This is a genomic window from Burkholderia sp. 567 (assembly GCF_040545115.1).
Classification (GTDB): Bacteria; Pseudomonadota; Gammaproteobacteria; order Burkholderiales; family Burkholderiaceae; genus Burkholderia; species Burkholderia ambifaria.
The window spans coordinates 37,428-60,222 of record NZ_JBEPLG010000011.1 but is presented as its reverse complement, the minus strand read 5'-3'; the positions used below and the strand labels follow the sequence as shown (position 1 = coordinate 60,222).

The window sequence follows — 22,795 nt, the reverse complement described above, 5'->3', positions numbered from 1 at the left end:
GCCGCCGCCCCCGTTCGCCGCCCGACCGGAGACACACCCTTGACCTCACCCGCCCTGCCCGGCCGCGACCCGCTCGCGTCCGCCGTTTCGAAAGTGAAGTGGCACGTGCTGCCGCTCGTGCTGATCATGTTCATCGCGAACTACATCGACCGCGTGAACGTCGGCTTCGTCGACCGCCACCTCGAAGCGTCGATCGGAATCGGCGCGGCCGCTTACGGGCTCGGCGCCGGCCTGTTCTTCGTCGGCTACGCGCTGTTCGAAGTGCCGTCGAACCTGCTGATGCAGCGCTACGGCGCACGCATCTGGCTTGCGCGGATCATGGCGACGTGGGGCGTCGTCGCGGCCGCGATGGCGTTCGTGTGGAACGACACGTCGTTCTATGCGCTGCGCTTCCTGCTCGGCGCGGCCGAGGCCGGCTTCTTCCCCGGCGTCGTGCTGTATCTGTCGCAATGGCTGCCGCCGCAGGAACGCGGCAAGGCGATGGCGATCTTCCTCGGCGGTTCCGCGTTCGCGTCGGTCCTGTCCGGGCCCGTCACCGGCGCGCTGCTGTCGATCCACGGCTTCGGCCTGCAGGGCTGGCAGTGGATGTTCCTGATCGAAGGGATGTTCTCGGTCGCGCTGTGCGGCGCGAGCTGGCTGCTGCTGAAATCGCACATCCGCGACGCGACGTGGCTCACCGCCGACGAACGCGCGGCGCTGCAGAACGCCCTCGACGAAGAACGCGCGACACGCGACGTGCGCTCGAAGGTGCACGTGTCGGCCACCACGCTGCTGCGCGATCCGCAGATCATGCTGTTCTGCTTCCTGTATTTCGCGATCCAGCTGACGATCTACGCGGCCACCTTCTGGCTGCCGACGATCATCCGCAAGATGGGCGGCCTCACCGACTTCCAGGTCGGCCTCTACAACACGATTCCGTGGATGATCGCGATCGGCGCGATGTACGGCTTCGCGGTGCTGTCCGCGAAGTGGAAGCATCCGCAGCGCTGGCTGTCGTTCGCGCTGGTGCTGGCCGCCTGCGGGCTGTTCGCGTCGACGTCGCACGATCCCGTCTGGTCGTTCGCGTCGATCTGCTTCGCCGCGCTCGGCTTCAAGGCCGCGTCGGCGCTGTTCTGGCCGATCCCGCAGGGCTACCTCGACACGCGCGTGGCCGCGGCCGTGATCGCGCTGATCAACTCGATCGGCAACCTCGGCGGCTTCGTCGCGCCGACGGCATTCGGCTATCTGAAGCAACATACGGGTTCGATCACGGGCGGCCTGTATGCGCTCGCGATTGCGTCCCTCGTCGCGGCGGTCGCCGCGCTGTTCGCGCGCACGCACCGGCGCAGCGATCCGCCGCGCGGCCTGCCGGCCGACGAGTCCTTCACGAACACCGCGATGCTCCGCCATGCCGAACACTGATCGCCTGACCGTCGTCGTCTCGAATGCCGTCGACGGCGACCTCGCCACGTTCTCGCTCACGTCCGACGGCGCGCTCGCGCCGCTCGCCCGCTACCCGGCCGGCGACGCCGCGATGCCCATCGCCGTGCAGCCCGATCGCGCGCGGCTGTACGTCGCGACGCGCGGCGAGCAGCCGACGATCGTCGCGTTCCGCGTCGCGGCGGGCACCGGCGCGTTCGCCCGCATCGGCGCGACCGCGATCGACGCTAGCCTTGCGTACCTGTCGCTCGACCGCAGCGGCCGCTGGCTGCTCGGCGCGTCGTACGGCGGCAATTCGCTGAGCCTCTACGACGCCGCACGCGTGCGTGACGGCGACGGCGCGCCGCTGCAGGTCGCGCACGGCATCGCGAACGCGCATGCCGTCGTCGTGTCGCCCGACAACCGCTTCGCGTATGTGAGTTCGCTCGGCTCGGACCGGATCTTCACGTTCGCGCTGGTCGAGGATGCCGGCGGCCTGCGTGCGCTCGAACACGGCGAAACGCGCGTGCCGGGCGGCTTCGGGCCGCGTCACCTGCGCTTCGCGCGCGACGGCCGCGCGCTCGTCGCGGTCAGCGAATTCCAGGCCACGCTCGCGACCTTCGCACGCGACACCGACAGCGGCCGCCTCGGCGACGCGCAGGTCAGCGCGCGGCACCCGGCCGTCGCCGACCTGCCGCCAGGCCATGCGCGCCCGCCCGCGCCGACCGGGCCCGCCGTGTGGGCCGCCGATCTTCATCTCACGCCCGACGAGCGCTTCGCGTATGTCAGCGAACGCACGTCGAGCCAGTTGCTCTGCTATCGCCGCGCCGCGAACGGCAGCTTCGAACCCGCGCACGCGACGCTCACCGAAACGCAGCCACGCGGCTTCGCGATCGATCCGTTGGGACGCTGGCTCGTCGCGTGCGGCGAACAGTCGGAACACGTGTCGGTCTACGCGATCGCGCCGGACGACGGCACGCTGGCGTTGCATGCGCGCGTGCCCGGTGGGCGCGGCGCGAACTGGGTTGCGATCGTCTGATTCTGATTGTCGAATGACCGATGGATCGATGCCGTGCGCATGGCCGGCATCGGATCGCGCCGCCCGGCGCGCCGTCAGCGCCGCTCGCTCGGCGCGACGCCGGTCCAGCGCTTGAACGCGCGCGTGAAATTCGCGCGGTCGGTATAGCCGACCCGCGCCGCGATCTCGTCGACCGGCAGGCGCGTGCCCTCCAGCAACCGGAGCGCATCGCGCAGCCGGATCTCGTCGAGCAGCGCCGAATACGTCGCACCGAATTCCGCGAGCTTGCGTTTCAACGTACGCGCCGATACGTGCAGTTCGCGCGCGACGTCGTCCACCGACGGATAGCCGGCGTCACCGCAGATCAGCAGGTTGCGCACGCGCTCGACGATGCTTTCCGCATAGCCGAGCCGCGCGAGTTCGGCCTCGCACTGCTGGACGATCATCTGCGCGGTCTGCGCGTTCGCGGTACCGATCGGCTCGTCGAGCAGCGCGGCGTCGCAGCGGATGCGGTTCGCGCTCGCGTCGAAATGACAGCGCGGCAGCCGCGCGCGATAGCGCTCGAACCACGGCGGCTCCGGCCATTCGAAATGCAGCTCCGCACGCGACTGCAGCGTGCGCCCCGGCGCGGGATCGAGCAGCGAGTTGAACAGGATCGCCGTCTCGACCAGGAAGTTTTCCACCGCGAACTGGCGCAGCCGGCCGAGCGCAAACGCCTCGAGCACGTCGATGTCGACGATCCCGTCGCGCTGCGTGAGCCGCACCGAAAAGAACGGCACGCGCGTCGGCAGGTAGCGGATGCCGAGCGCGATCGCTTCGCCGAGCGTCGCGCAACTCATCAGCCCGAAGCCGATCAGCCCGGATTTCGTCAGGCTGCTGCGCAGGCCGATCTCGATCGCGATCGACGGATCGTTCGTCGCGTCGAGCAGGTTGAAGACAATCGCCGCCTGCTGCAGAGGCGTGATGCGCGCGTCAGGCTGCGCGAGCCGCTCGCGCGCGACGCCCGAGCCGGCGAGAATGCGCTCGCCGTCGATGCCGCGCTCCTCGGCGAGCATCAGCATGAACAGCGCATACGCGGACGATACCGTCGCCTTGTTCAGCTGGCCGCGGCATCCGGGACGGACAGGGCCATGCGGCGGACTCCGGTGCGGTTTCGGCGGATTGTAGCGTCGCTGGCCCGCAATGACACCACGGCGGCGCTCTAGCCGCGCGGGGCCGCATCGGGCGCTGTCGCGCCGGCGACCGTGGCCCGAAATGACACCATGATTGGCACCGGCGGCCCTCGTGTGCGCGACGGCGTGCACCTATGCTTGTCACATCGGCATTGCGCCCCACTCTTTCCGCACGGATTCCGGTCGATGAGCCAACCCGCACCAACCGTCTTTCGACACGACGCCGACAAGGTCGCGTATGTCCGCCGCGAGGTGAACGCCGCGAGCGACGCGATCCGCGCGCGCTTTCCGCTGCTCGACAACCAGAACCTCGTCGGCGCGAGCGTGATGGCCGTGTCGGTCAGCGCGATGCTCGCGATCGCGTGGCTGTATGCGCACGGCGCAATCGCGTGGTACGTCGCGCTGCCGCTCGCCGCGTTCGTCACGTCGCTGATCCACGAACTCGAGCACGACCTGATCCACCTGATGTACTTCAAGAAGACGCCGTGGGCCTATCACCTGATGATGGCGCTGTGCTGGCTCACGCGGCCGGGCACGATCAACCCGTGGACGCGCCGACGCATGCACCTGCATCACCACAAGGTATCGGGCGGCGAATCGGATCTCGAGGAATTCGGTATCACCAACGGTGAACGCTGGGGCGTGAAGCGGCTGCTGATGATCGCGGACGGGATGCTCGCCGTCGTGTTGCGGCCGGATGCGATGCGCCGCAAGGTCAGGCAGTACGTCGCCGCGCAGCCGGTGCAGGATACGTCCGAACGCGCGCAATTGCGCGTCGAGCAGGTGTCGTCCTACATGCCGATCGGTCACGCGTACTACGCGCTGTGGCACGCGTTCATCGTCTATCACGTCGGGCTGTTCGCACTGCATGCGTTCGGCCATCCGATCACCGCGCCGGGCGTCGTCGAGCGTGCGATGCACGCCGTCGATTTCCTTGCGGTCGTGTGGCTCGGGCCGAACTTCGTGCGCAGCTTCTGCATCAACTTCGTCAGCTCGAACATGCATTACTTCGGCGACATCGATTCGCGCAACGTGATCCAGCAGACTCAGGTGCTCAACCCGTGGTGGATGCTGCCGTTCCAGCTGTTCTGCTTCAACTTCGGCAGCACGCACGCGATCCATCACTTCGTGGTGCGCGACCCGTTCTACATCCGGCAGTTGACCGCGCGCACCGCGCATGCGGCGCTGCGTGAAGTCGGCGTGCGATTCAACGATGTCGGCACGTTCAGGCGGGCGAATCGCTGGGGCGCGTATCGTCCGAATCACGGGATGCGCAGCGTGCAGCGGGCCGACGCGTGACGGCGGCGTGCCGGCGCGGCTCGGCGCCCCCGTCAGTTCATCAATCGCCGATCGGCGGCATCGGTCCGTGCCCGCGGATCCATGCCCAGTTCGCGAGTTCGGCCATTTCCTTGTCGCCGCGGCTGTCGCCGTAGGCGAACAGTTTCGCGGGCGTCCGATTTCCCCACCAGCCGCGCAAGCGCACGACTTTCTGCGGGCCCCAGCAGTTCTCGCCGTTCAGCCGCCCGGTGAACCTGCCGCGCTCGAACGCAAGGTGCGTCGCGAGCACCGTGTCGATGCCCGCCGTCTTCGCCCACTTCTCCAGATACAGCGACGGCGATGCGCTGACCAGCACGACTTCGTGCCCGCGCGCGCGATGCTCGCGCACCCGTTCCAGCATGTCCGGACGCACGAGGTTCGGCAGATAGCCGTCGACGAACCGGCGCGCGAGCGCATCGAGCGCGTCGTCGCCCATCGGGCCGAATGCAAACCATGCGAACTTCGCCTTCGCATCGCCGCGCGACAGCAGCCCGGCTTTCATCGCGACTATCCACGGCAGCGCGCGCAGCCCGGCCCACGCGAAGCGCGGCGTGCCGACCGCGTAGCGGACGAAATGGCGGAAGCTGTCGGTGGTCGTGATGGTGCCATCGAAATCGAACGCGGCGACGATACGGTCAGTCATGGAGAGGTGGGGAAGCGATGAGATGCGGGGGAAGATAGCAGACTCGGGGGCGGGGGCGGTCATCCCCGGTCACGTCGAACGCGGCGAGCGCGTCGATCGCCGCAACGATCGCGCACGGCGGCACGGACGCGCGGGCCACGGAAACCGGATTTCCGGCAGCTTACAGCCGCTCGTCGAAGGGGCTGGCGGGAGGCCGCGGGAGTTTGCTATACTCTCGGTCTTCCGGAGAGATGGATGAGTGGTTTAAGTCGCACGCCTGGAAAGCGTGTATAGGTTAATCGCCTATCGGGGGTTCGAATCCCCCTCTCTCCGCCAGACGTGCTATAAAAGCCCCGCAAAATCAATGGTTTGCGGGGCTTTTGTTTTGTGGCCCATCGCTCAGCCCATCACGTCGAGCTGTTCATACGGATGGCGCACATCGTTGATTCAAGCGGCCCCATCTAGTTGGTGCTAGTGCCACTCGATACGGATACGGAGCTAGTAGTTGACGAGGCCCAGCTCCTTGATGCGGATCGCCATCGCCGTCGGTGACATGCCAAATTCGTTCGCAAGCGACTTGAAGTTGTTGCCGGGGCCGAACTTCTTTGCCGTCGCGACCGCTCGAGGAAACTCCATCGAACCGGTCTTTGCGCGAAGAAGGTCCTGCATCATGTTGCTGCCCACGAGGGCGAACGCCACATTGTCATCAAGGTGCAGGATGTCTGTACCAAAGCGCTGCTTGAACGCCTTGCGGACCAGCTTTTCAGGGGCAAGGAAACATGCCGCAAAGTAATTCGCCTCCCGCTCGCGCTTATCGAGCGACGTCGTTTCGCCCAATAGCGGGCGGTCCCGATGCAGTGTCAACCCCGGGTGCAGGACCATGTGTCCGAGTTCGTGTGAGCCCGTGAAGCGTTGGACCTCGTACGAGAAGTTACCGGCGACCTTGATGATGCCGCGCTCCACATCGACAAGTCCCGCAACCTGGTATTGCTCCTTCCCGACGCCGTGGACCCCGAGTGATCCGGCGGCGACTTCGTATTCGTAACCATGAACGCTTGCGGCATGGTCTGGCCGGAACAATTGCAACAAGTGCGGAATGGTGTTGTGTGTCCGCCCCGCGCGTTGCCAGACTTCATACTGGAAACGCCAGCACTCTTTGGCGATTGCTTCTCGATCGATCTCGTCCATGTGGAGACCTCCCCTAGGTTACGAGGAATCTACCACACAATATGTGGTGTTGATGTGTATTTGTTGATCCATATCTTGTGTTGCATTGCGGAAAGGTAAGATCATCATCGCCAACACCGCTCCGAGTACCTTCGTCGATCAGATTACGGTCCTTTCTAGAAGCAAGTTCACGGGCACGAAGGCATAAAAGCGCGAACTTCCAACAAGTGTAGCGAGGTATCCTGATACCGGAGCCACTTGGTAGGCTCCGGACTCAGTGGATTGTCAGAGTGTGCCGTACCGCTAGTTGAAGCTCTTCGCCTGCTGGCTCGCCGTCGCAACGCCCTTAACGTAGAACGTGTTGTCGGGATAGATGCCAGCTTCCCATCCACTATCGTCGCGATATCGCAGGTACTGACTCAGCGCCGGGTTGTCCTGCACTGTGTCCATGCGCGGGATGTCGTACGCCTTCATGAAGTTCTGCGTAAAGTCATTGAACGGCATCTGGCCGAATGCCAGACTTGTCAGGGCGGAATAGAACTTGAAGCTGGACAGTTTGCCGGATTCGTAGGTGAAGCTACCCTGTAGACGTTGCGCAGTGCCTTCGCAAACTACACGGACAGCATCGGTGCTGACTTGGCACGGATTGCCTACCGGAAGTAATGCGCCCAGTGCCTGACGCACTTCGTCTGGCGACTCCCCGAGGGCAATGCCCTTGATCCGTGGACCATAGGAACTGGCTGCCGATTGCTGAGGCTGAGGCTTGGCTCCCCCGTTCTCGCCAGCTTCATCAGGCTTATCCATCGCTTTGTCGGCTGAAGCTGGTTGCTGCGCTGCCGGAGATGATGCAACAGCTCCCGGCGCACTTGCCGGGCTGGTGTCCGTTTGCGACGACTGTTTTGAGCATGCGCCGAGGGTTAACAACGTGACGGCGGACAGCGCGAGAAGGTAGCGCGGATGCGCGATGATTTTCATGGTTTTTGTTCCTTGCGGTTTGCGCGTGCGGTGGGTATCTCCGGCTGACCGCACGTCGGGTTTGAGAAATTTCGATGTAGGGTTGATCAGTACAGTCAGACTTTGCATTTGCAGCGGGAGCGTTGACGTCTGATATGTGATGCAAAGTCCGTAGATGGAAACGCATCATATCGTAATGATCAGGGCATGTCCGCACCGCTCCGAGGCCCCGATCCCAAAGCCAAACTCGTCTCACTTCGAGACGTGCTGGCTTACAACGTCCGCGCCAATCGGGTCGAGAAGTCGCTGTCTCAGGAAGAGCTAGGCTTTGCTGCTGGATTGGACCGTACTTTCATTAGCCAGGTCGAGCGTGCGCGAGTCAACGTATCAATCGATAACATCGAACGTTTAGCGATTGCCCTTGATGTTGATCCAGCTCGATTGTTTGAGCGCCCCTGAGTCTTTACTGACGCTCGCGCGCCAAGACCGAGATGCAACTCACCGCGGAAACTACGGCGGCTTTCCTGCTCGAATCGACATCGCCCCTACGAGCACGATCTTCCGCTCATCGAATGCCGTGACGTATCGCGCATATCCGCTTTGCCTGCTGTGCCGTTCCGTTGACCACGTCAATCGTGCGTTGTGGGCGGCCAACAGCGGTTCGGTCTCTGCAGAATCAATCACCAGCAGCGTGTGCCCTTCGAAGTCTCGGCCGACTTGTCGTCCTTCGATGCCAACGATAAGCGTCGCGTGCAGCGCCGCACGCCGCAATTGTCGCCACGTCACAATCACCGGCCGACCGCACAAAACCTCTTGTTCGCAGAAACGAAAGACATTTGCATGTGCTCCTTCGAATAGCGTTGGCCGGAGTCCCCAGCCAAGCTCCAAAATCAGGTTTTCCAGTTCCTCCAACGTGACGCCCGATAGATAGAATGGCCAGGCAAGTTCCCAGAATGCTGCTTCCGGGCCGCGTCGACGTGACGACACGCGAAGGGGATCGGAAAGGCGGCCAAGCATCGCAATTGCCATCGCAGTGGCGTGGAGAGCGCAACCGCCGTCCCAAGCTCCCTGAAAACTAAACGCGGGAACATTTGAGCCAACAATCGTGAGGCGCCGACCGGACCGCAATTTAGGAAGAAGTTTCTGCACGGTGAATTCCATCAGTATTCGCTCGGCAACAGCAAAGTGGTTACGCGCCGATCAGCCTCGGTGATGATCCACAACTGCTCACGTCTAGCGCCAAGTTCATAGGCGCTGAGAATGCGAGTTCCGTCGGTAATCGCCCTATCATTTGACTCCGCATCGGCAGGACAGACGACGCCCCAATCGCCGCACATATGCCGGTTCAACAGGTCGGTGCCATCGGTACCGGTTCGATCCAGAAGGTCGAGCGCGCCGGGCGTCGCTACCGTTTGGCCGAGAGAGAAAAGCGGTGTAGGATTTTTTCCGTTCATGATCAGGCGTCCTAAATTATTCAGGCGAAGTCCATCCCCGGATGGATATCCGGTAGAAAGCTCAGCGGGTAAAAAAGCTGAAGCGCGAGGCTACTGCGGTGCGTTTCAGGAACGTGAAGATGCTGCGGGTGTGATTCTCAAGGCGCGTAGGTGCGTACCACTCATGCCGCGGAGAAAATCACGCAGGCAACGGTCAGGTCGACGTGTCGGGAGCGGAGTTTGATCCGAAAATGGGCAGAAATCACCCGAAAGCGCTGGTCTGGCAGAAAAAATGTAGCATAGATCGGCCGAACGAGCCAAAGGGGGAAGACCGAAATCATGCGAATCGGCAATTTTTACCATCTTTGCCCCCTTCAGTGACTTTCGCCCGCTCTTCCGACACCGGGAATCCCTTTCCTGTCCGTTTTCCGGCCCGCTGGCGGCTTCGACCAAAGGGGTGGGGGTCAATTGATGGCCCGGACCCGTCGGCCGGTATCAGGGCCGCATTTCTCGAATAGTAAGTTTTGTAATGTGTGATGCGCCGCAATAATCGACATTCCCGGGGCGTTTCGGGGGCCGGATCGGCGCATTTTGCTCATTTTTTAAGCAAATTGGAGCATTTTATGTGCTTGGCACTGCGAAACCTGTAGTTGAGGTGTCCCTAAGGTAGGCCCTATTCGTGCGACTCGCGACAAGTCGCTGTGCCAATTGCTGCCTCCGTCCAACTACCTCAGTGGTCGCACCAGAACCGACGAGCGCCGCGAGCATTCCGAGTGGTACTGGACGTAAAATGACCGACGCGGGCGCTCTATTCGACCACGGCACCGGTTGCCGAATTTCAACTTCTTCATCATGTGCCGACTCGGACATCGACGCGTATAGAAGTACGCTAACCTCGTCTGGCGACGCGAGCGCATAGATGGTTAGCTGATAAAGCCATTCGACCGGTAGGCTTTTCCGCCACAAATCGCGGTATTTTGCGTCGAGGAAGCGATTTAGACGCCTTCCGTGAAATAGAGCATAGTCAGGCCGCGGTGAGGGTGCTCTGCGCCGCTTAAGATTCGAGCCAGAAGCAAACGCAAACATACCCCGAATGGAGTGCTCGTCGACGATCCGAGCATCGACGAGATTCTCGCGAAGAAACCGTGACAGCAGGCGCTGGAAAAAGAGATTCATGTCGAACAGGAATCCAGGCGTCCTACTCGGTGTGATGTCCGTCTCGAGTTCAACTCCCTGCATCTCGTGCAGCAATCGGATCAGCGTGAGAGCAGGTCGGCAGGCAGTCGTGAGCCGGGTCAAGTTTCGTGTAGCTAAGTCGATATCGTCAGTGCGCAGTCGGGGCATTCCGCGGACGTCGCCAAACATCGTTGAAAGCTTTTGCACGTGTCGGCGCAACTCGCGGTCCTCAGTCAATCGTGCAGCGTGATCGAGCCCAGCGCGCAGCACACGGTTCAGGCTCCAGTCGGCGCGACGTTCGTATTGCCGACACGGAAGCGTTGGCTCAAGCACGCCTCCCCGTCGGATGATCTGGTCGATCAGAATCTGGCCGCGCGGGCTGTCGAGCCTTCCTTCCCGTGCGACGTAGTGACGTGGTAGACCGCGATGCAACAGCTCTTCGACCTCCCCGGCCAGCAATGCGATCAGCAAATCATGCATGCCGCGTTCGTCCATCGGGGAGCGCGTTTCAGCCATCGACGTCAAGTCACGCAATCCGTAGGCATAGCGCAATAGCCGTGTGAGCGGCATGGCAGGTAACTTCGGCTGAACCACTATGCGCAACGGCCCGACATCGACGCGGCCGACAAATGATGAAGTTTCGATCGTAACGCCATCGTAGCGCTCGTGTATATCAATCCTCCCGCGCAGACTGTCGGCAAGCCGACGCCATGCGGCGTCACCCGCAAGTGACATATCCTTCAAGCGTGGATCGCGCGATGGGTCAGTCCAGTCCCACTCGGAGAGCCGGATAGTCAGGCGTGCCGAGTCTTCACTGGGAACGAACTGCATCGTCTTCATCCTCGGCGCTGTCGAGGGCATCGTCGTTATCCTGATACAACACCAAGGGCTGCATTTCCTTGAACGAGACTGCCTCGATAAGATCGTTATCTCGGTTCGGCAGGAACATCTCCTCACGGATACGGCACGCATCCACATCAACCAGTTCGCTGCCCAAGATGTCCCTTAGTGTTCCGAAGTCGTCGTAACAGTATTCTTCGAGAAGCGGAATGATGTCGTCACGTAGCACGCGAGCAAAATCGGCAATCGAGGTGATCGGTGTAGACGGCAGGAGATACGCATGCCCGATTTGCAGGTTTCGGGCATCACGCTTCAGGGACTGACGCAGCCGAGCATTAAGCGCATCGAGCCAGGCGCCGAGCGAGAGTCCGCCGACACGGCGGTTTGCTAATAGTGAGCTGTCCGGCATCAGCTCAATAAATCCGAAGCGACGGCGTAGCGCCACATCCATCAGCGAAATCGAGCGGTCGGCAGTGTTCATGGTCCCGAGTATGAACACGTTGCGCGGCACGGCGAAAGGCGCGCGGGTCACGGGCAACGTTACGGGCGTGTCTCGTTTGTCGATTTCGATTGTCGTGAGCAGCTCCCCGAAAATGCGAGGCAAATCTCCTCGATTGATTTCGTCGATGATGAGGAAAAATTGCCGCTCTGGTTTGTCGGTCGCGCTCTGACAGAGGCGCTTGAATGTACCATCTTGCGGCTCGAACACCATCAGCCCGTTGCCGTTAGTCTTCGGCCGTAGCCCTTCGACGAAGTCCTCGTAGCCCCATCCCGGATGAAATGTGCAAATGCGCACGAGACCGTCGGCCCCGTTGACTTGTGCCAGTTCGGTCTCGCTCAGCGCCGAGTAGCTTTTGCGGAAGGTGTGGCGTGCCGCCAGTTCACGAGCGACCTGAAGCGCACGATATGTTTTGCCAGTTCCCGGTGGGCCGTACAGCACGATTTGCCCCTTGCGACGAAGAATGTTGTCGACTCTAGATGCAAAGGGATCGAGAGGAGGCAATGCGTAGCTCTTGTCAGCAGGCTGTTCCCTAACCCCCGTCGCAATCTGAGGTTCGGGAAGCGAATTTCCGGCCAACACCTGCTCAATCGCGAGAATATTTTTCGCGCTCTTTCCAAGTTCGAAGACGGTCGTGCGTGGACCTTCCAATTCCGGCATGCTCCACGCAGCAAGCGAAAGCCACTCGACAGGTCGCTTATGCGGAAACTCAAGCCCGGCTTCGTATTCGTATGACCCCGTGATCCGGCCGATGCCGAGCACTGATTGCCCCTCGCACGCGAGCACGATATCGTTCTCAGAGATTTCATGTGCGAAGTTCGTGATCTCGCCTGCCTTGCGAGACGCAACATTGGTCGCGTACGACGGCAACAACCATCGCTTAATCTGGTCCTTTATTGCCGATTTGTCTTCAGCCAGCAGACCTGACAGGTTCGGCACCTGCTTCGGCCATCCAATCGAAACGAAGTTGCCATCTCGCATCGTTGCCCATTCACTGTCCCCATCACTGCCCGCTGTCGTACCGACCTTCCAATAGCGGTGAACGGTCCCATTCCTCTGATGCAGCATCACACAGAGTGCGGCAACCGGCAGCGAGAGCTGCCGGCTAATCTTGACGAAGCGGCCAGCGCAGACGAACGTCGGCGAATACGTATCGCGAATGCCTACGTTATCGGGCGGCAATTGCAACAGTTTAAGCAGGTGGAAACGCTGATAACGCGGATTGTGATAACCGTCGAGTCGATCAGGGAAGTTCAGAAACCAGTATTTGTGCGACCAGCCAAAGCTGAAGAGCTTGGGTGCCGCGTTTCGCATTGCGTCCTGGAGTTGCGCATAGGCCGCGTCTGACGCCTCGGTTGGATCAAAGGCGGCAAGAACACCTGCTCCGGCCACTAGTTCATCCCGCTGGCTTTGTGCGATTGCGATGGCATCGTCGAGCGAGAGAGTGACTTGTTGCTGCGGGGAACCCGCCATCCAAGCGCCGTCACTGTCCCGCTGAAAAATACCGAATTTTAGGGCGGAGCCGCCACGAATTCCGCCGAACTGATTGCTGGCAAATTCATCGTCGTTCTTGAATTCGAGCCAATATGCTAGGCAACGGGTATCGTTGCCCTGACGCCCGTGCATCAGTTGCAATAACGCAGCGCCATCGAGCTGCTGCAAGATGTCCGGGCCGAAGGTGTCGCGGAATAGCTTAGTCTCCTCGTCGATCCAGTTTGGTGCGGGTAATCGCCCAGACGCGATGTGTTCAGACGCGGCTGCCCTTAACTCGTCGAGTATGCGCTGGTCGAATATTGCCTCAGTCATATGAGTTCCCGTTTTTTGTGTTTTCGGCTAGGTTCAGCGGCGCGCGGATGGCGGACATCGGCCTTGTGCTACATCAATGGCCGCTTCCAATGTGCATCGGGAATTCGGCGAGCCCCTTTGGGTGATTGGCGGCTGCGTGATTCGACCGCAGACTCTGCACGCAGAATATCAGCGCGTCGGGATGAGAATTGGGAGATGTGGTTGACTACATGCTACTCAAAACGTCCGCTAAGCGCCCGACCTTCTTCGGTCTCTCGACGGCGCTCCATTTGGATTCTTTTCTCCAACTCCCCCTTCGCCTTGCCAAGCGGAGCAGCCAGCGCAGGAACCGCACTGGAATCAAGCTGATTGAGGAGCGTAAGGCGGGACTCCAGTTTAGTTGCAAGTGATCCGCTATAGCTCGATGAATGTAGGCGACTAACAATTTCGTTCAGTACCGCCTCTGGATCGGGAGCCCTAAGGAGAAGCTGGCGAGTCAAATTTGTCCATTCATGCGGCTCCTTCTCATCTGGCCGCCTGAACAAGAGCGCGAAAGCCGCCACCAATGGGTAGCGGGTTGCTGGGTCCCTATCGCACCATCCGAGAACGACGTCGTCCGGCACTACATTCATCGGGTTTTTATGGAAACGCGGAAGGTCTCTCAACAGTCGAATGCTACTGGTGTTCGACTTATCATCGCCCGAGAAAAACTCGTCAAGCACGTCTACTGGGCGTACCTGAAAGAGAGCACCCACCAACTCGCTGTGCTCGTGGATATCCGTTTCATAGCTCGCGATTGCAGCCAATAAATCGCGGCACAATTGCCGCGCAGTCGACTTTCCTTTGTCGTCGACAAGCGCCTCTCGCACAACGACAGCCAGTTCGTGATCTTCCATTGTTGCACGGCCGTTCCCACGATGAAACCGGTAGGCTGCCAACAGTTCCCTGCCTGCTTCAGCAACTTCTGGCACGGACGTTTTCCTTTCGCTATGGTCGGAATGCAGCCGCATAGATAGAATTTCTATGGCAACGGCAGTGCCACCCGGTCTCGCTCCGATCGCAAGCACAAGGTGTTTCAATGCTGGCCCCGGGATTACGTCACAAGTCCGCCCGTACGCTAGGTTAAAAAACCGTTCGATCGGCGCCTTACTATCCTGCAGCGCGCGGTGCAGTCGCACCAGCGCTTTATCGTCGATTATGGCACTGGCTTGAAGAGCCGGAAACCACTCAGCGAGCCGCGGATCATCCAGTGCCTCATCAAGGATGGCGTCCGCCTCCGCTCGATCACGGCGCTGAACTGCATCAAGAAAGCCGCAAAGGAGACCTATGCTGGGCTTCTCCGTAATTGCCACATGGTCGGCCATGGCGCTCCATACCTCGCTCGGCTTGTCCGCAGCAAGCGCTAGGCCGCGACCGAAACCAGCAACCTTGTGACTATTCTTCCCAATCAAGTCAGGTAGGAGTGCCCGGAACGCTCCCTCATCCGCAGCAACATCCCGTCCAAGATGTTCGACCGCGGCGGCTGCGCGTGCCGCCGCCTCCGCATACCGGTCACTCTCAAAATCGTTTGGATCGTCAAGATCGACGCTGTCGCCGTTAGAGTCCAATACGACACCACGAACCTTATCGATCAAATCCTTCGGCCGGAGGAACTCCTCCAAATCGATCAGCCGCGTGCGTATTTCCGCTGGCAGCCCAGCACCATCGTAGATGCGTGTGCGGCGCACAGCGATCCAGCCTTCACGCCAAAACCGCTGTGCGGCAATTGCGCGGGAGAGCCTATCCAGTTCGTCCACCACTGTCGCCTCGGCCCACAATCCACGAAACTCCGCCGCGATCGCTTCTCGCACCCGTTCGCCAAGACCTGTCTCCAAGAGCGCAAATGGCTCGGCCAAACTCAATGCTGCCAAAAACCAGTCGCGCACGTCCTGGTCTGTCCTCGGATGATATCCATAGTCGCGCGAGCGCGCGCCAAATTCAAAGCCGTACGTAGATGCAAAATGCCCCGTCTTAAGCGTCGCTCGCAGCGCGTTAACGCCGATGTCCTGTTCGGCGGCATCGGTTGACCGCAGAAGCCCATCGACGACTTTCAGACGCAATTCAAGCGGCGCGTGAGTGCCGGACAAAACTATATGAAAGAGTGATTCAACAACATTCCCCGCATCTCCGTCCGACTGCTTCTTGCCTGGAATTCGAGCAAACTTCACGAGAAGCGAAACGGCTCGTTCAAAGTACGCCTCATCGTAGGCAAGCGAACGCAGTAGACGGATGAAATGATTGCACTTCGCGAGTACGTCCTCGCCGACCGCCGCGAGAGCATTCTCAAGCGCAAAGAGCACCCCTTCCGGCACGACAGGCGCTACGTTGCCGAGCATTGCTCGGCCGAGCTCGTTGAGGTTAGGGATATCGGCCAGCAACCCATCGGAGGCAAGCCAGCTCTGAACAATGGCCCGTGCTTCCTTGCTACCATCGAGATAGCCGAGCCGCCGCGAGAATGACCGGAGAACGCGCGTCGATGCGTTCTCAACAAGTCCCGACAACAACTTCGAGCGGGGAATATTTTGAAGCGCCGTGACAGCTAGTCGGTTCGCAATAGCATGCGGAAGAACCGCTCGCCATGGTCCGCGCTCCTGTAGCAGATCGCGCCGCTTCAACTCCGCAACGCCTCCGAACACTTCTTCGCCCGACTTCCCAATAAGGCCGCCGAGTATTGATAACTCGGCACCTTCCCCGGAGAGCTTTTCACCCTCGAACGAATACAAGAGTGAGCATGCTTGCGCGATCGACAGTAGCGATGCATCGTGATCGTGGCGCTGATGAAAGAGTCGCCGAAATAGCTCCGCATCGCTTAGGCCCGCGACCGTATCGTTTTTCTGGACGGTACCAGCGAGCGCCAAGGCGATGCGCGCGTTACCGCCCGAGAACTCCGCAATCGTTCGTGCATCAATCTGCGAAAGGTTGCGAAATCGATTCGAGACGAGCCTTTCAATCAGCGCCAGCGATGACGTATCCAGCACGAACACGTCTGTGCCTTCCGGCTGATCTTCCCGAATGTCGTATTCGATCGTGACGATACTTACAGTTGATTCAGCCGAGCGGGCAATGTCCGACAATTGCCGGTGGACGTCCGGCGGACAATTGTCGATGACCAAGATCGCGCGAACTCGCGCCGCAATCAAATCAGAGGCTAGGCCAGCAGGCTGCGGGTCGGGTCCTTCAGCCACATTGGTGTAGATTGCGAGTGCCGGATCGAGACTGTTCACGCCAACCTCCGGATCAAAGAGCGCCTCGACAAGCCGGGTCTTGCCGACGCCCGATAGTCCGACAAGGCGTACCACATGGCCCGGCGTCCGAAGCACATCTCGAATCCTGTTAATTCCGTCCGTTACCGAAAGTCCGTCTTCTTCATCTTTGGAGCCCGTTTTGATGCGCGCCGCGTCATCGACGAGATAGGCTCGATCCGAGTCTTCGGGCGGATGGGACCAAGCACCATAGGAGAACCAACCCGGAATCGACCTACCGATCCTTGAGCGGACCCACGGGATTAAGGCTGCGTGATCGCGCACCCAAGTTGCAACGCGATTGCGGTCGTAGAAATCCAAGGTAATGCTCGCAGCGTCGGAAATATCCCGCACCGCTTCTGCCATTCCCTCTTTCCTGTTCGTGAGCGCAGAGTCCGACGTCGAGCCAGTCGCGCTTACGATAATGTAGGCGCCGGATGCCTTAGCCAATTCTATGATTACAGGACGCAGCGCACCGCTCGGCTTCGGCCTCATCTCGTCGATGATCGCTGCACGCGGCATATCAGGCTTTTTGACCTGAAAACCCGTGGCTGTCTTGGGAATGAAACCGTCTATTGCCGTTCCAAGCGGAAGCGCCACCCGAACGTCAAGACCACCATCCTTCGCGGTTTGATTGCCACCCCATGTCACCGCCGACGGAGACAAGTTCCGCCGGCGCAGTTCCGCTTCACAAAGACGGCCCACCAGCGTGCGCAAGTCTTCGTCGTTCAGCGCGGCAATGTCGTCACCCGTGATCTCAAACATGGTCGATTAGGCAAGCTTCGCATCATTGAATAGCCTGGCAATCTACACCAGCCTTCATCGAAGGTCTATGCCGAAGCAACCGTGCTCTGGACTCGCCACTGTTCGAGCAGAAATCCTTTGTGATGCCAACACTTTGATTGACATGTCCGCTCCGGTTGAACGCGATATCGAATAGAGCGGCACGAAATTCCACGATGGCGGACGACTTGCTCGGCCGAGTATGTACATGAACACCCGATGTTCGGTTGTTGTGGCCGACACTCAAAGGTTCGCGCAAAAATCGTGGACCAAAGTCGGTAGTAGCGAGCTCGGACCGCCAATTTATGTCACTCGTCTCAAGCGATCGGTTGGTACTCGGACGGTGAACGCTGACCCATGCGGCGATCGCCATTGCGACTATGCATTGGATCAAATGGGTAGACCGTAACGGGCCATGCACCGGATCATCTGGACGTGGATCAACAGGGTCAACCGGTTGTTTGATCCATGGTAAAATTGATCCATTAATTCAAACGATCCACCCAAATATCATGCGCAAGCTCTACTACGGGCGAATTTCCACCACGGACGGCCAGTCATCCGCGAGCCAGTACGAGGACGCCAGAGCCCACGGCGTGCAGGACAAGGACGTTTTCATTGACGAGGGCGTGAGCGGCTATCACGTGGCTCCTGACGCACGGGAACAGTGGGGCAGAGCCGAACACGATCTGCGTCACGGAGGCATTCTCATCGTGCGCTGGCTGGACCGGATCAGCCGCCGCTACGACGAGCTACACGCGACCATGCGCCGACTCATGCAACTGGGCGTGCGTGTCGAATGCACGCTCAACGGGATGGTGTTCGATGGGAAAGCAAAGGACCCCATCGAGAAAGCAACGCGCGACGCGATCCTTGCATTCATGGCCGCGCAGGGCGAAGCCGACTACCTGAACCGCGCCGAGATGCAGCGTCGGGGCATCGCAATTGCCAAGGCCGATGGAAAGTACAAGGGGCGAGCGCGATCGAACGACTACGCAGCGATCAAGGAGTGGCGCGCTGAGAACGGCGCGAGCATTCGAGGGACGGCAGAGCACTTCGGGGTCGGCACTGCGACGGTCAAGCGAGCGTGCGCGGACGGCAATTGAACATGACGGGGTGCCCCGCTCCGTCAGTTTCCGACATGCAAGCCGGTCGGTGCAAATGCTCAAGCGTGCATTAGAATCGAGATTCCGTGACGAGGTGACTCGTACCAGTGCGACAAAAAATACAGAACGAGGGATGCCATGCTTACCAACATCCGGGGACTTGTCGATAGACTCGATTTAGCGCCGTCGCGCGGTCTCATGCCGCTCTTTGAGGCGGTATCGAACGCGATGGACGCGATCGAGGATAAGCATGGCAGCTCTGCAGCCGGTTCAATTAAAATCAAGCTGCTCCCGTCCGACGACCTTGCTCAGAAAGGCGGTGACGACACGCTGATTACGGACGGCTTCGACGTAGTTGATGATGGCGTCGGGTTCAATGAACTCAACATCGCTTCTTTCGGAGAGGCATACACACTCTCGAAGGTTAAGCTCGGCGGCAAGGGCGTCGGCAGATTCACCTTCCTCAAGGTCTTCAACCATTGCGAAATACGTAGCGTCTACGAGCGCGACGGCAAGCATTTCGCACGCAACTTCAGTTTCTCGATCACAGAAGAGCTTAATGGGGCGGACAAGGTCACCCCGACCAGCGCTCCGACTGGCACGACGGTTCGTGTGCGCGGTTTAGCAGACCGATACCGCGCGGCGTGGCCGACCGATCCCGCGATACTTGCCGCACGTATCGTTGCACATTTTCTCATTCGCTTTGCTGCGCGCTCTTGCCCCCGCATGACGCTTGAAGCTCCCAGGCACGAACCAATAGACCTCCATAAGCTTTTCCAATCCACCGTGCAGCCGCACATTGAAGATCGTTTCTTTGACGTGCATGGACACACGTTCGCGCTCCAAGCATTCCGACACCGTGACGGTCGCTCGCGTCACGACTATCACTTGTGCGCGAACGGCCGCGACGTGATGACGTACAAGTTGCGCGATCTGCTCCCCGAACTTCCGGAGCGACTGGTGGACGACGCGCAGGAAGCCTACACACTGATAGTGCTTGTGACGGGGAAGTATCTCGACGACCACGCCAATCAGGAACGTACAAAGATTGCATTTCAATCCGAGGAAGAGCCCGAACTTGAGGAAACCCTGGTTTCGCGTCAGGCGCTTAACAAAGGACTTGCGGCAGCGCTACGGTCTGTCCTTGCCGCCGATCTCAAGGTTACCAACGAGGAGAAGATCGCTCAAATCGGTCGCTTCGTTGAGCGAGCACCTGAGTACCGAGTTCTCACTCATGAAAAATATCGTCCGATCCTTGAGCAGCGAGTGCAGCCTGGCCTCAAGGATGAACAACTTGACGAAGCCCTCCTTCATATTCGCCGCGAAATTGAAGACAGTATTCGGGTCGAAGAGCGCCATGTCGCGGCGCTTATCGAAAAGGAATCGTTTGATGCGTATCAGGAGCGCATCAAAGGCCTGATGGAAGAAATGAATGATGTTGGCAAAGCTAAACTGGCCGACTATGTTGCGCATCGGCGCACAATCCTGGACTTGGTTGATCAAAGCCTTAAGCGAGTACAAAACGACGAGAAGTACCCCTTCGAGAAGGTGTTGCACAAAATGATCTTCCCAATGGGCGTTTCGTCAAAAGACATCTTTCTCGACCAGCAAAATCTTTGGCTCATTGACGAACGTCTGTGCTTTCATACGCTGTTGACTTCCGACAAGAAACTGAACAAGGTGCCCGGCCTAGGCCAGACGTCCGGCAAGGAGCCAGATATATTTGCATTCTTCTACGACACCCCCATTGGAGTTGCTGAACCAGACAATCTGCCCGGTGGCGGAGTCGTAATCGTCGAGTTCAAACGGCCAGGCCGGGACAACTATGACAAAGACCCTGCCGACCAAATCATCCAGCGTTTCGTAGAGATCGACCAAGGCGGGGTTAAAGACATCGACGGCCGACCGATAAATTCCGAACGCTTGAGATATACGGGTTACCTCATAGCCGATTTGACCCCGACGCTGCAACGGCAGGTCGCTATGCGTTACCACAGGACCGCTGACAACGAAGGGTACTTCTACACCCTGCCCGGTGGGAATGGCTCGATCGAAATTATCTCGTACGATAAGCTACTTCGAGATGCCAAACGACGGAATAGAGTACTCTTCGACAAGCTTGGCCTGCACAAGCACTGAAATATCGCCAGTGGCGCGTTCGCTACCGCGCAATGGAAGCGAGGAGCGATGCAACGTTATTCGAACTCTTTACATACCTCCCTATGGACTCTAACCTTCCTACTTCCGACGAAAATAATCAAACGGGCCGCCTAGGTGTAAGCCAGCTTCAGGTCATCTTCGAGAAAGAGGGTTGGATTTTTCGACGTCAAGCGGGGGACGACGATTTTGGCATTGACGGCGAAATCGAAATTGTTGAACGCAACAAGGTCACCGGGCGCATCGCGAAATGTCAGGTCAAATCTAGCAAGATGATCACGTTTAAGGATGGCGAGTCGTCAGTGTCCGTCAAAACTTCGACGTACAACCTATGGAAAGCGACCCCAACTATTACAATTTTGTTCCACGTTGACACCTCCTCTGGAACCGCTTACTGGACCCCTGCGCTGGCACATCACCCTAGACCGGGAGCATCTTCATTTTCCGTTAAATTCGATGAATCGAATGACCTTCGGCACGGTCTCTCACCCCTTCGTGCTTACCTCGATTCTTGGTTCACAGCTCGCGCCGGTGATGCAATGTTGCGAGAGATTCCTCCGTTCCATGCCATGTACGAAAGGCTCAAATCCGATGTTGACCACTACGATGCATGGTCTGAACTAGCAGAAGCAGAGGACGGAGATTTTCGCCTTTTCTATCGTCATGCCCTTCGTTTGCGCCTCGAAGTCGGCCTCTCGAACGACGAACTTCCGTCGCTTGATGACTGGTACATGCGCAACTCGGGTTTATGGAACGGTGATTCCTTGCTGTTCTGGGGGACCTTCAGTGAAGCGATGAAGTTGATCGGTCAAGCTTATCAGGAGGCATTGAGCAAGGTCGTCGAACGAGTCAAAAGCACAGAACTAACCGTCGAAAACCAAGACCTCTGGAATTTTGCCGGGCGTATAACGACCGCCCGGCACATTCAGCAGGTAATGGTGGATCACCGTGAATCGGACCCAGAGTTTCACGCAGCCATCGAGGCCAAGCTTAAAGCAATCGGCGCACTCAAGTTTTCATTTCAAGCGCGCAAATCGTGATATGCCAGCGCGAATAAGCGCCACAACCATGCGCTCATCGTGCTCGCACAGCGACGCTGCGGCGTTCTGTTCGCCATGCTGCGCGACGGCACCATTTACCAACCCAAGTCAGCCTCTAACGCTTGACGAAACACATAGGCGCACCCCTCGCGACAACTGACATAAGGGTAGATGCAGTCCGGTTGATCGATAATCGAGGCGCCTGTGCCATCGCAGCGACGGCGCCTCCATCAAGTTCGGTGCCTCATAGGAACAAAGAAAAAAGGAACAACGATGTCGGGAAATCTGGGCGATTTGAAGGTGGTGGACCCACAAACCATTGGAATGAGCCTCTTGGAACGCTGGCGTTTCAAAATACTTCGACAACTCAGGCCCCGCAAGCGCATAAAGCGCAAAACGCCCTTCGAAAATATTATCGACATGGCCCATGCTGTCGCAGATAAAAATCCGGACGCGCTATACGATCTTGTCAAATTGATTCTCCGACCAATTCAGGCTGAGGCAATGCTTGGTGTCGCGGAGAATGCCGAGCATGAGGCACCGGCTGACATTGAAGGCCCGACGTTTTTCTTCACCGACAATAATTTTCGAACCGGTGAACTTTACGAGCGCGAGCTACCCAATGAGCAGTTTCGCATACGGCTGTCGACAGACGTTGTGCTCCCTTGGCCGTGGAATCGTCAGCGCATTGCAAATACGCTCTCATCAATCGGCACCGGCAAAGCGGCAGGTCCATGGGAACAGGATTTCAACAATCACTGTGTGTTGCTCTGGCTGCCGTGGGGCATTGCGTTTGTCGCAGGCGGCAATCATTCACTGACAGCGGGGATTGTGTCTGGTGAAGGTGAGCTGGTACCGGAAGCCGTCTATGACATGTCTGCCATGTTGGACAGGGTCCACTGTGATGGACGGAACTATCATGAGGTTACGACTGGCCGCAAAATCGCTCCAGTCAGCAATCCACGCATTGCTGCCGTATTTGAAATCGGTCGCCTCATGATGGCGCATGGCGTAGTGCCGAACCGTCTCCGCAACCAGTCGTGACCA

General features: G+C 59.2%; 16 protein-coding genes, 1 tRNA gene and 1 pseudogene. 9 read left to right on the top strand and 9 right to left on the bottom strand.

The annotated features are described in order from the left end of the window. Window positions 1–39 precede the first annotated feature (39 nt). Both ABIC50_RS27510 and ABIC50_RS27505 read left to right on the top strand, forming a co-directional pair. Window positions 40–1,401 (top strand): MFS transporter, encoded by a 1,362-nt coding sequence (locus ABIC50_RS27510; RefSeq protein WP_175662643.1) that lies wholly within the window; start codon window positions 40–42, stop codon window positions 1,399–1,401. After that, entirely contained in the window at window positions 1,388–2,437 is a 1,050-nt protein-coding gene (locus tag ABIC50_RS27505) for a lactonase family protein (protein WP_354168073.1), read from the top strand. The genes ABIC50_RS27510 and ABIC50_RS27505 overlap by 14 nt, the downstream gene beginning before the upstream one ends. 74 nt (window positions 2,438–2,511) lie before the next feature. On the opposite strand, the pseudogene ABIC50_RS27500 reads toward ABIC50_RS27505, so the two are convergent. Next, window positions 2,512–3,548 (bottom strand): annotated as a pseudogene (locus ABIC50_RS27500) (AraC family transcriptional regulator). Between the two features lie 226 nt (window positions 3,549–3,774). Between ABIC50_RS27500 and ABIC50_RS27495 the strand changes: the two are divergent. Beyond that, window positions 3,775–4,887, top strand: a complete 1,113-nt coding sequence (locus tag ABIC50_RS27495; protein ID WP_354168071.1) for a fatty acid desaturase — start codon at window positions 3,775–3,777, stop codon at window positions 4,885–4,887. Window positions 4,888–4,927: 40 nt separating this feature from the next. Here ABIC50_RS27495 and ABIC50_RS27490 read toward each other — a convergent pair whose 3' ends face one another. Further along, window positions 4,928–5,548, bottom strand: a complete 621-nt coding sequence (locus ABIC50_RS27490) for an HAD family hydrolase (RefSeq protein ID WP_105833502.1) — start codon at window positions 5,546–5,548, stop codon at window positions 4,928–4,930. 224 nt (window positions 5,549–5,772) lie between these two features. Between ABIC50_RS27490 and ABIC50_RS27485 the strand changes: the two genes are divergently transcribed. Then, window positions 5,773–5,863 (top strand) — tRNA-Ser (locus tag ABIC50_RS27485). Window positions 5,864–6,025: 162 nt separating this feature from the next. On the opposite strand, the gene ABIC50_RS27480 is transcribed toward ABIC50_RS27485, so the two are convergent. Together ABIC50_RS27480 and ABIC50_RS27475 are read right to left on the bottom strand one after the other, a co-directional pair. Then, on the bottom strand, window positions 6,026–6,715 hold the full coding sequence (locus ABIC50_RS27480; protein ID WP_212105119.1) for an ImmA/IrrE family metallo-endopeptidase: 690 nt from the start codon (window positions 6,713–6,715) through the stop codon (window positions 6,026–6,028). Window positions 6,716–6,997: 282 nt separating this feature from the next. After that, entirely contained in the window at window positions 6,998–7,669 is a 672-nt protein-coding gene (locus ABIC50_RS27475) for a hypothetical protein (protein ID WP_354168070.1), read from the bottom strand. A gap of 186 nt (window positions 7,670–7,855) precedes the next feature. On the opposite strand from ABIC50_RS27475, the gene ABIC50_RS27470 reads away from it, so the two are divergent. Further along, window positions 7,856–8,107, top strand: a complete 252-nt coding sequence (locus ABIC50_RS27470; RefSeq protein ID WP_212105125.1) for a helix-turn-helix domain-containing protein — start codon at window positions 7,856–7,858, stop codon at window positions 8,105–8,107. Window positions 8,108–8,158: 51 nt separating this feature from the next. Here the strand turns inward: ABIC50_RS27470 and ABIC50_RS27465 are convergent, their stop codons facing one another. The 5 genes from ABIC50_RS27465 to ABIC50_RS27445 form a co-directional block, all read right to left on the bottom strand. Continuing rightward, window positions 8,159–8,809, bottom strand: a complete 651-nt coding sequence (locus tag ABIC50_RS27465; RefSeq protein WP_249192400.1) for a hypothetical protein — start codon at window positions 8,807–8,809, stop codon at window positions 8,159–8,161. Further along, window positions 8,809–9,102, bottom strand: coding sequence for a hypothetical protein (locus ABIC50_RS27460; RefSeq protein WP_212105128.1), 294 nt, complete (start codon window positions 9,100–9,102; stop codon window positions 8,809–8,811). Before ABIC50_RS27460 ends, ABIC50_RS27465 begins: the two co-directional genes overlap by 1 nt. Window positions 9,103–9,702: 600 nt before the next feature. Next, a complete protein-coding gene (locus ABIC50_RS27455) occupies window positions 9,703–11,088 on the bottom strand; it encodes an McrC family protein (protein ID WP_354168068.1) in 1,386 nt (461 codons plus the stop codon). Continuing rightward, on the bottom strand, window positions 11,069–13,402 hold the full coding sequence (locus ABIC50_RS27450; protein WP_212105132.1) for an McrB family protein: 2,334 nt from the start codon (window positions 13,400–13,402) through the stop codon (window positions 11,069–11,071). Before ABIC50_RS27450 ends, ABIC50_RS27455 begins: the two co-directional genes overlap by 20 nt. A gap of 212 nt (window positions 13,403–13,614) precedes the next feature. Further along, complete coding sequence (locus ABIC50_RS27445) at window positions 13,615–17,427, bottom strand: hypothetical protein (RefSeq protein WP_212105134.1); 3,813 nt, start codon at window positions 17,425–17,427, stop codon at window positions 13,615–13,617. Between the two features lie 530 nt (window positions 17,428–17,957). Here ABIC50_RS27445 and ABIC50_RS27440 point away from each other — a divergent pair. From ABIC50_RS27440 to ABIC50_RS27425, 4 genes are all read left to right on the top strand, one after another. Continuing rightward, window positions 17,958–18,551 (top strand): recombinase family protein, encoded by a 594-nt coding sequence (locus ABIC50_RS27440; protein WP_212105136.1) that lies wholly within the window; start codon window positions 17,958–17,960, stop codon window positions 18,549–18,551. Window positions 18,552–18,689: 138 nt separating this feature from the next. Further along, a complete protein-coding gene (locus ABIC50_RS27435) occupies window positions 18,690–20,690 on the top strand; it encodes an ATP-binding protein (protein WP_354168067.1) in 2,001 nt (666 codons plus the stop codon). Between the two features lie 83 nt (window positions 20,691–20,773). Next, window positions 20,774–21,748, top strand: a complete 975-nt coding sequence (locus ABIC50_RS27430) for a DUF4365 domain-containing protein (RefSeq protein ID WP_354168065.1) — start codon at window positions 20,774–20,776, stop codon at window positions 21,746–21,748. Between the two features lie 273 nt (window positions 21,749–22,021). Continuing rightward, window positions 22,022–22,792 (top strand): DUF6710 family protein, encoded by a 771-nt coding sequence (locus ABIC50_RS27425; RefSeq protein WP_212105143.1) that lies wholly within the window; start codon window positions 22,022–22,024, stop codon window positions 22,790–22,792. Window positions 22,793–22,795: the final 3 nt, after the last annotated feature.

Excerpts from the sequence above, each read along its gene's own strand:
- ABIC50_RS27505 (WP_354168073.1), top strand. The coding sequence starts at position 1,388 with ATGCCGAACACTGATCGCCTGACCGTCGTCGTCTCGAATGCCGTCGAC.
- ABIC50_RS27495 (WP_354168071.1), top strand. The coding sequence starts at position 3,775 with ATGAGCCAACCCGCACCAACCGTCTTTCGACACGACGCCGACAAGGTC.
- ABIC50_RS27490 (WP_105833502.1), bottom strand. The coding sequence starts at position 5,548 with ATGACTGACCGTATCGTCGCCGCGTTCGATTTCGATGGCACCATCACG.
- ABIC50_RS27480 (WP_212105119.1), bottom strand. The coding sequence starts at position 6,715 with ATGGACGAGATCGATCGAGAAGCAATCGCCAAAGAGTGCTGGCGTTTC.
- ABIC50_RS27475 (WP_354168070.1), bottom strand. The coding sequence starts at position 7,669 with ATGAAAATCATCGCGCATCCGCGCTACCTTCTCGCGCTGTCCGCCGTC.
- ABIC50_RS27470 (WP_212105125.1), top strand. The coding sequence starts at position 7,856 with ATGTCCGCACCGCTCCGAGGCCCCGATCCCAAAGCCAAACTCGTCTCA.
- ABIC50_RS27465 (WP_249192400.1), bottom strand. The coding sequence starts at position 8,809 with ATGGAATTCACCGTGCAGAAACTTCTTCCTAAATTGCGGTCCGGTCGG.
- ABIC50_RS27460 (WP_212105128.1), bottom strand. The coding sequence starts at position 9,102 with ATGAACGGAAAAAATCCTACACCGCTTTTCTCTCTCGGCCAAACGGTA.
- ABIC50_RS27455 (WP_354168068.1), bottom strand. The coding sequence starts at position 11,088 with ATGCAGTTCGTTCCCAGTGAAGACTCGGCACGCCTGACTATCCGGCTC.
- ABIC50_RS27450 (WP_212105132.1), bottom strand. The coding sequence starts at position 13,402 with ATGACTGAGGCAATATTCGACCAGCGCATACTCGACGAGTTAAGGGCA.
- ABIC50_RS27445 (WP_212105134.1), bottom strand. The coding sequence starts at position 17,427 with ATGTTTGAGATCACGGGTGACGACATTGCCGCGCTGAACGACGAAGAC.
- ABIC50_RS27440 (WP_212105136.1), top strand. The coding sequence starts at position 17,958 with ATGCGCAAGCTCTACTACGGGCGAATTTCCACCACGGACGGCCAGTCA.
- ABIC50_RS27435 (WP_354168067.1), top strand. The coding sequence starts at position 18,690 with ATGCTTACCAACATCCGGGGACTTGTCGATAGACTCGATTTAGCGCCG.
- ABIC50_RS27430 (WP_354168065.1), top strand. The coding sequence starts at position 20,774 with ATGGACTCTAACCTTCCTACTTCCGACGAAAATAATCAAACGGGCCGC.
- ABIC50_RS27425 (WP_212105143.1), top strand. The coding sequence starts at position 22,022 with ATGTCGGGAAATCTGGGCGATTTGAAGGTGGTGGACCCACAAACCATT.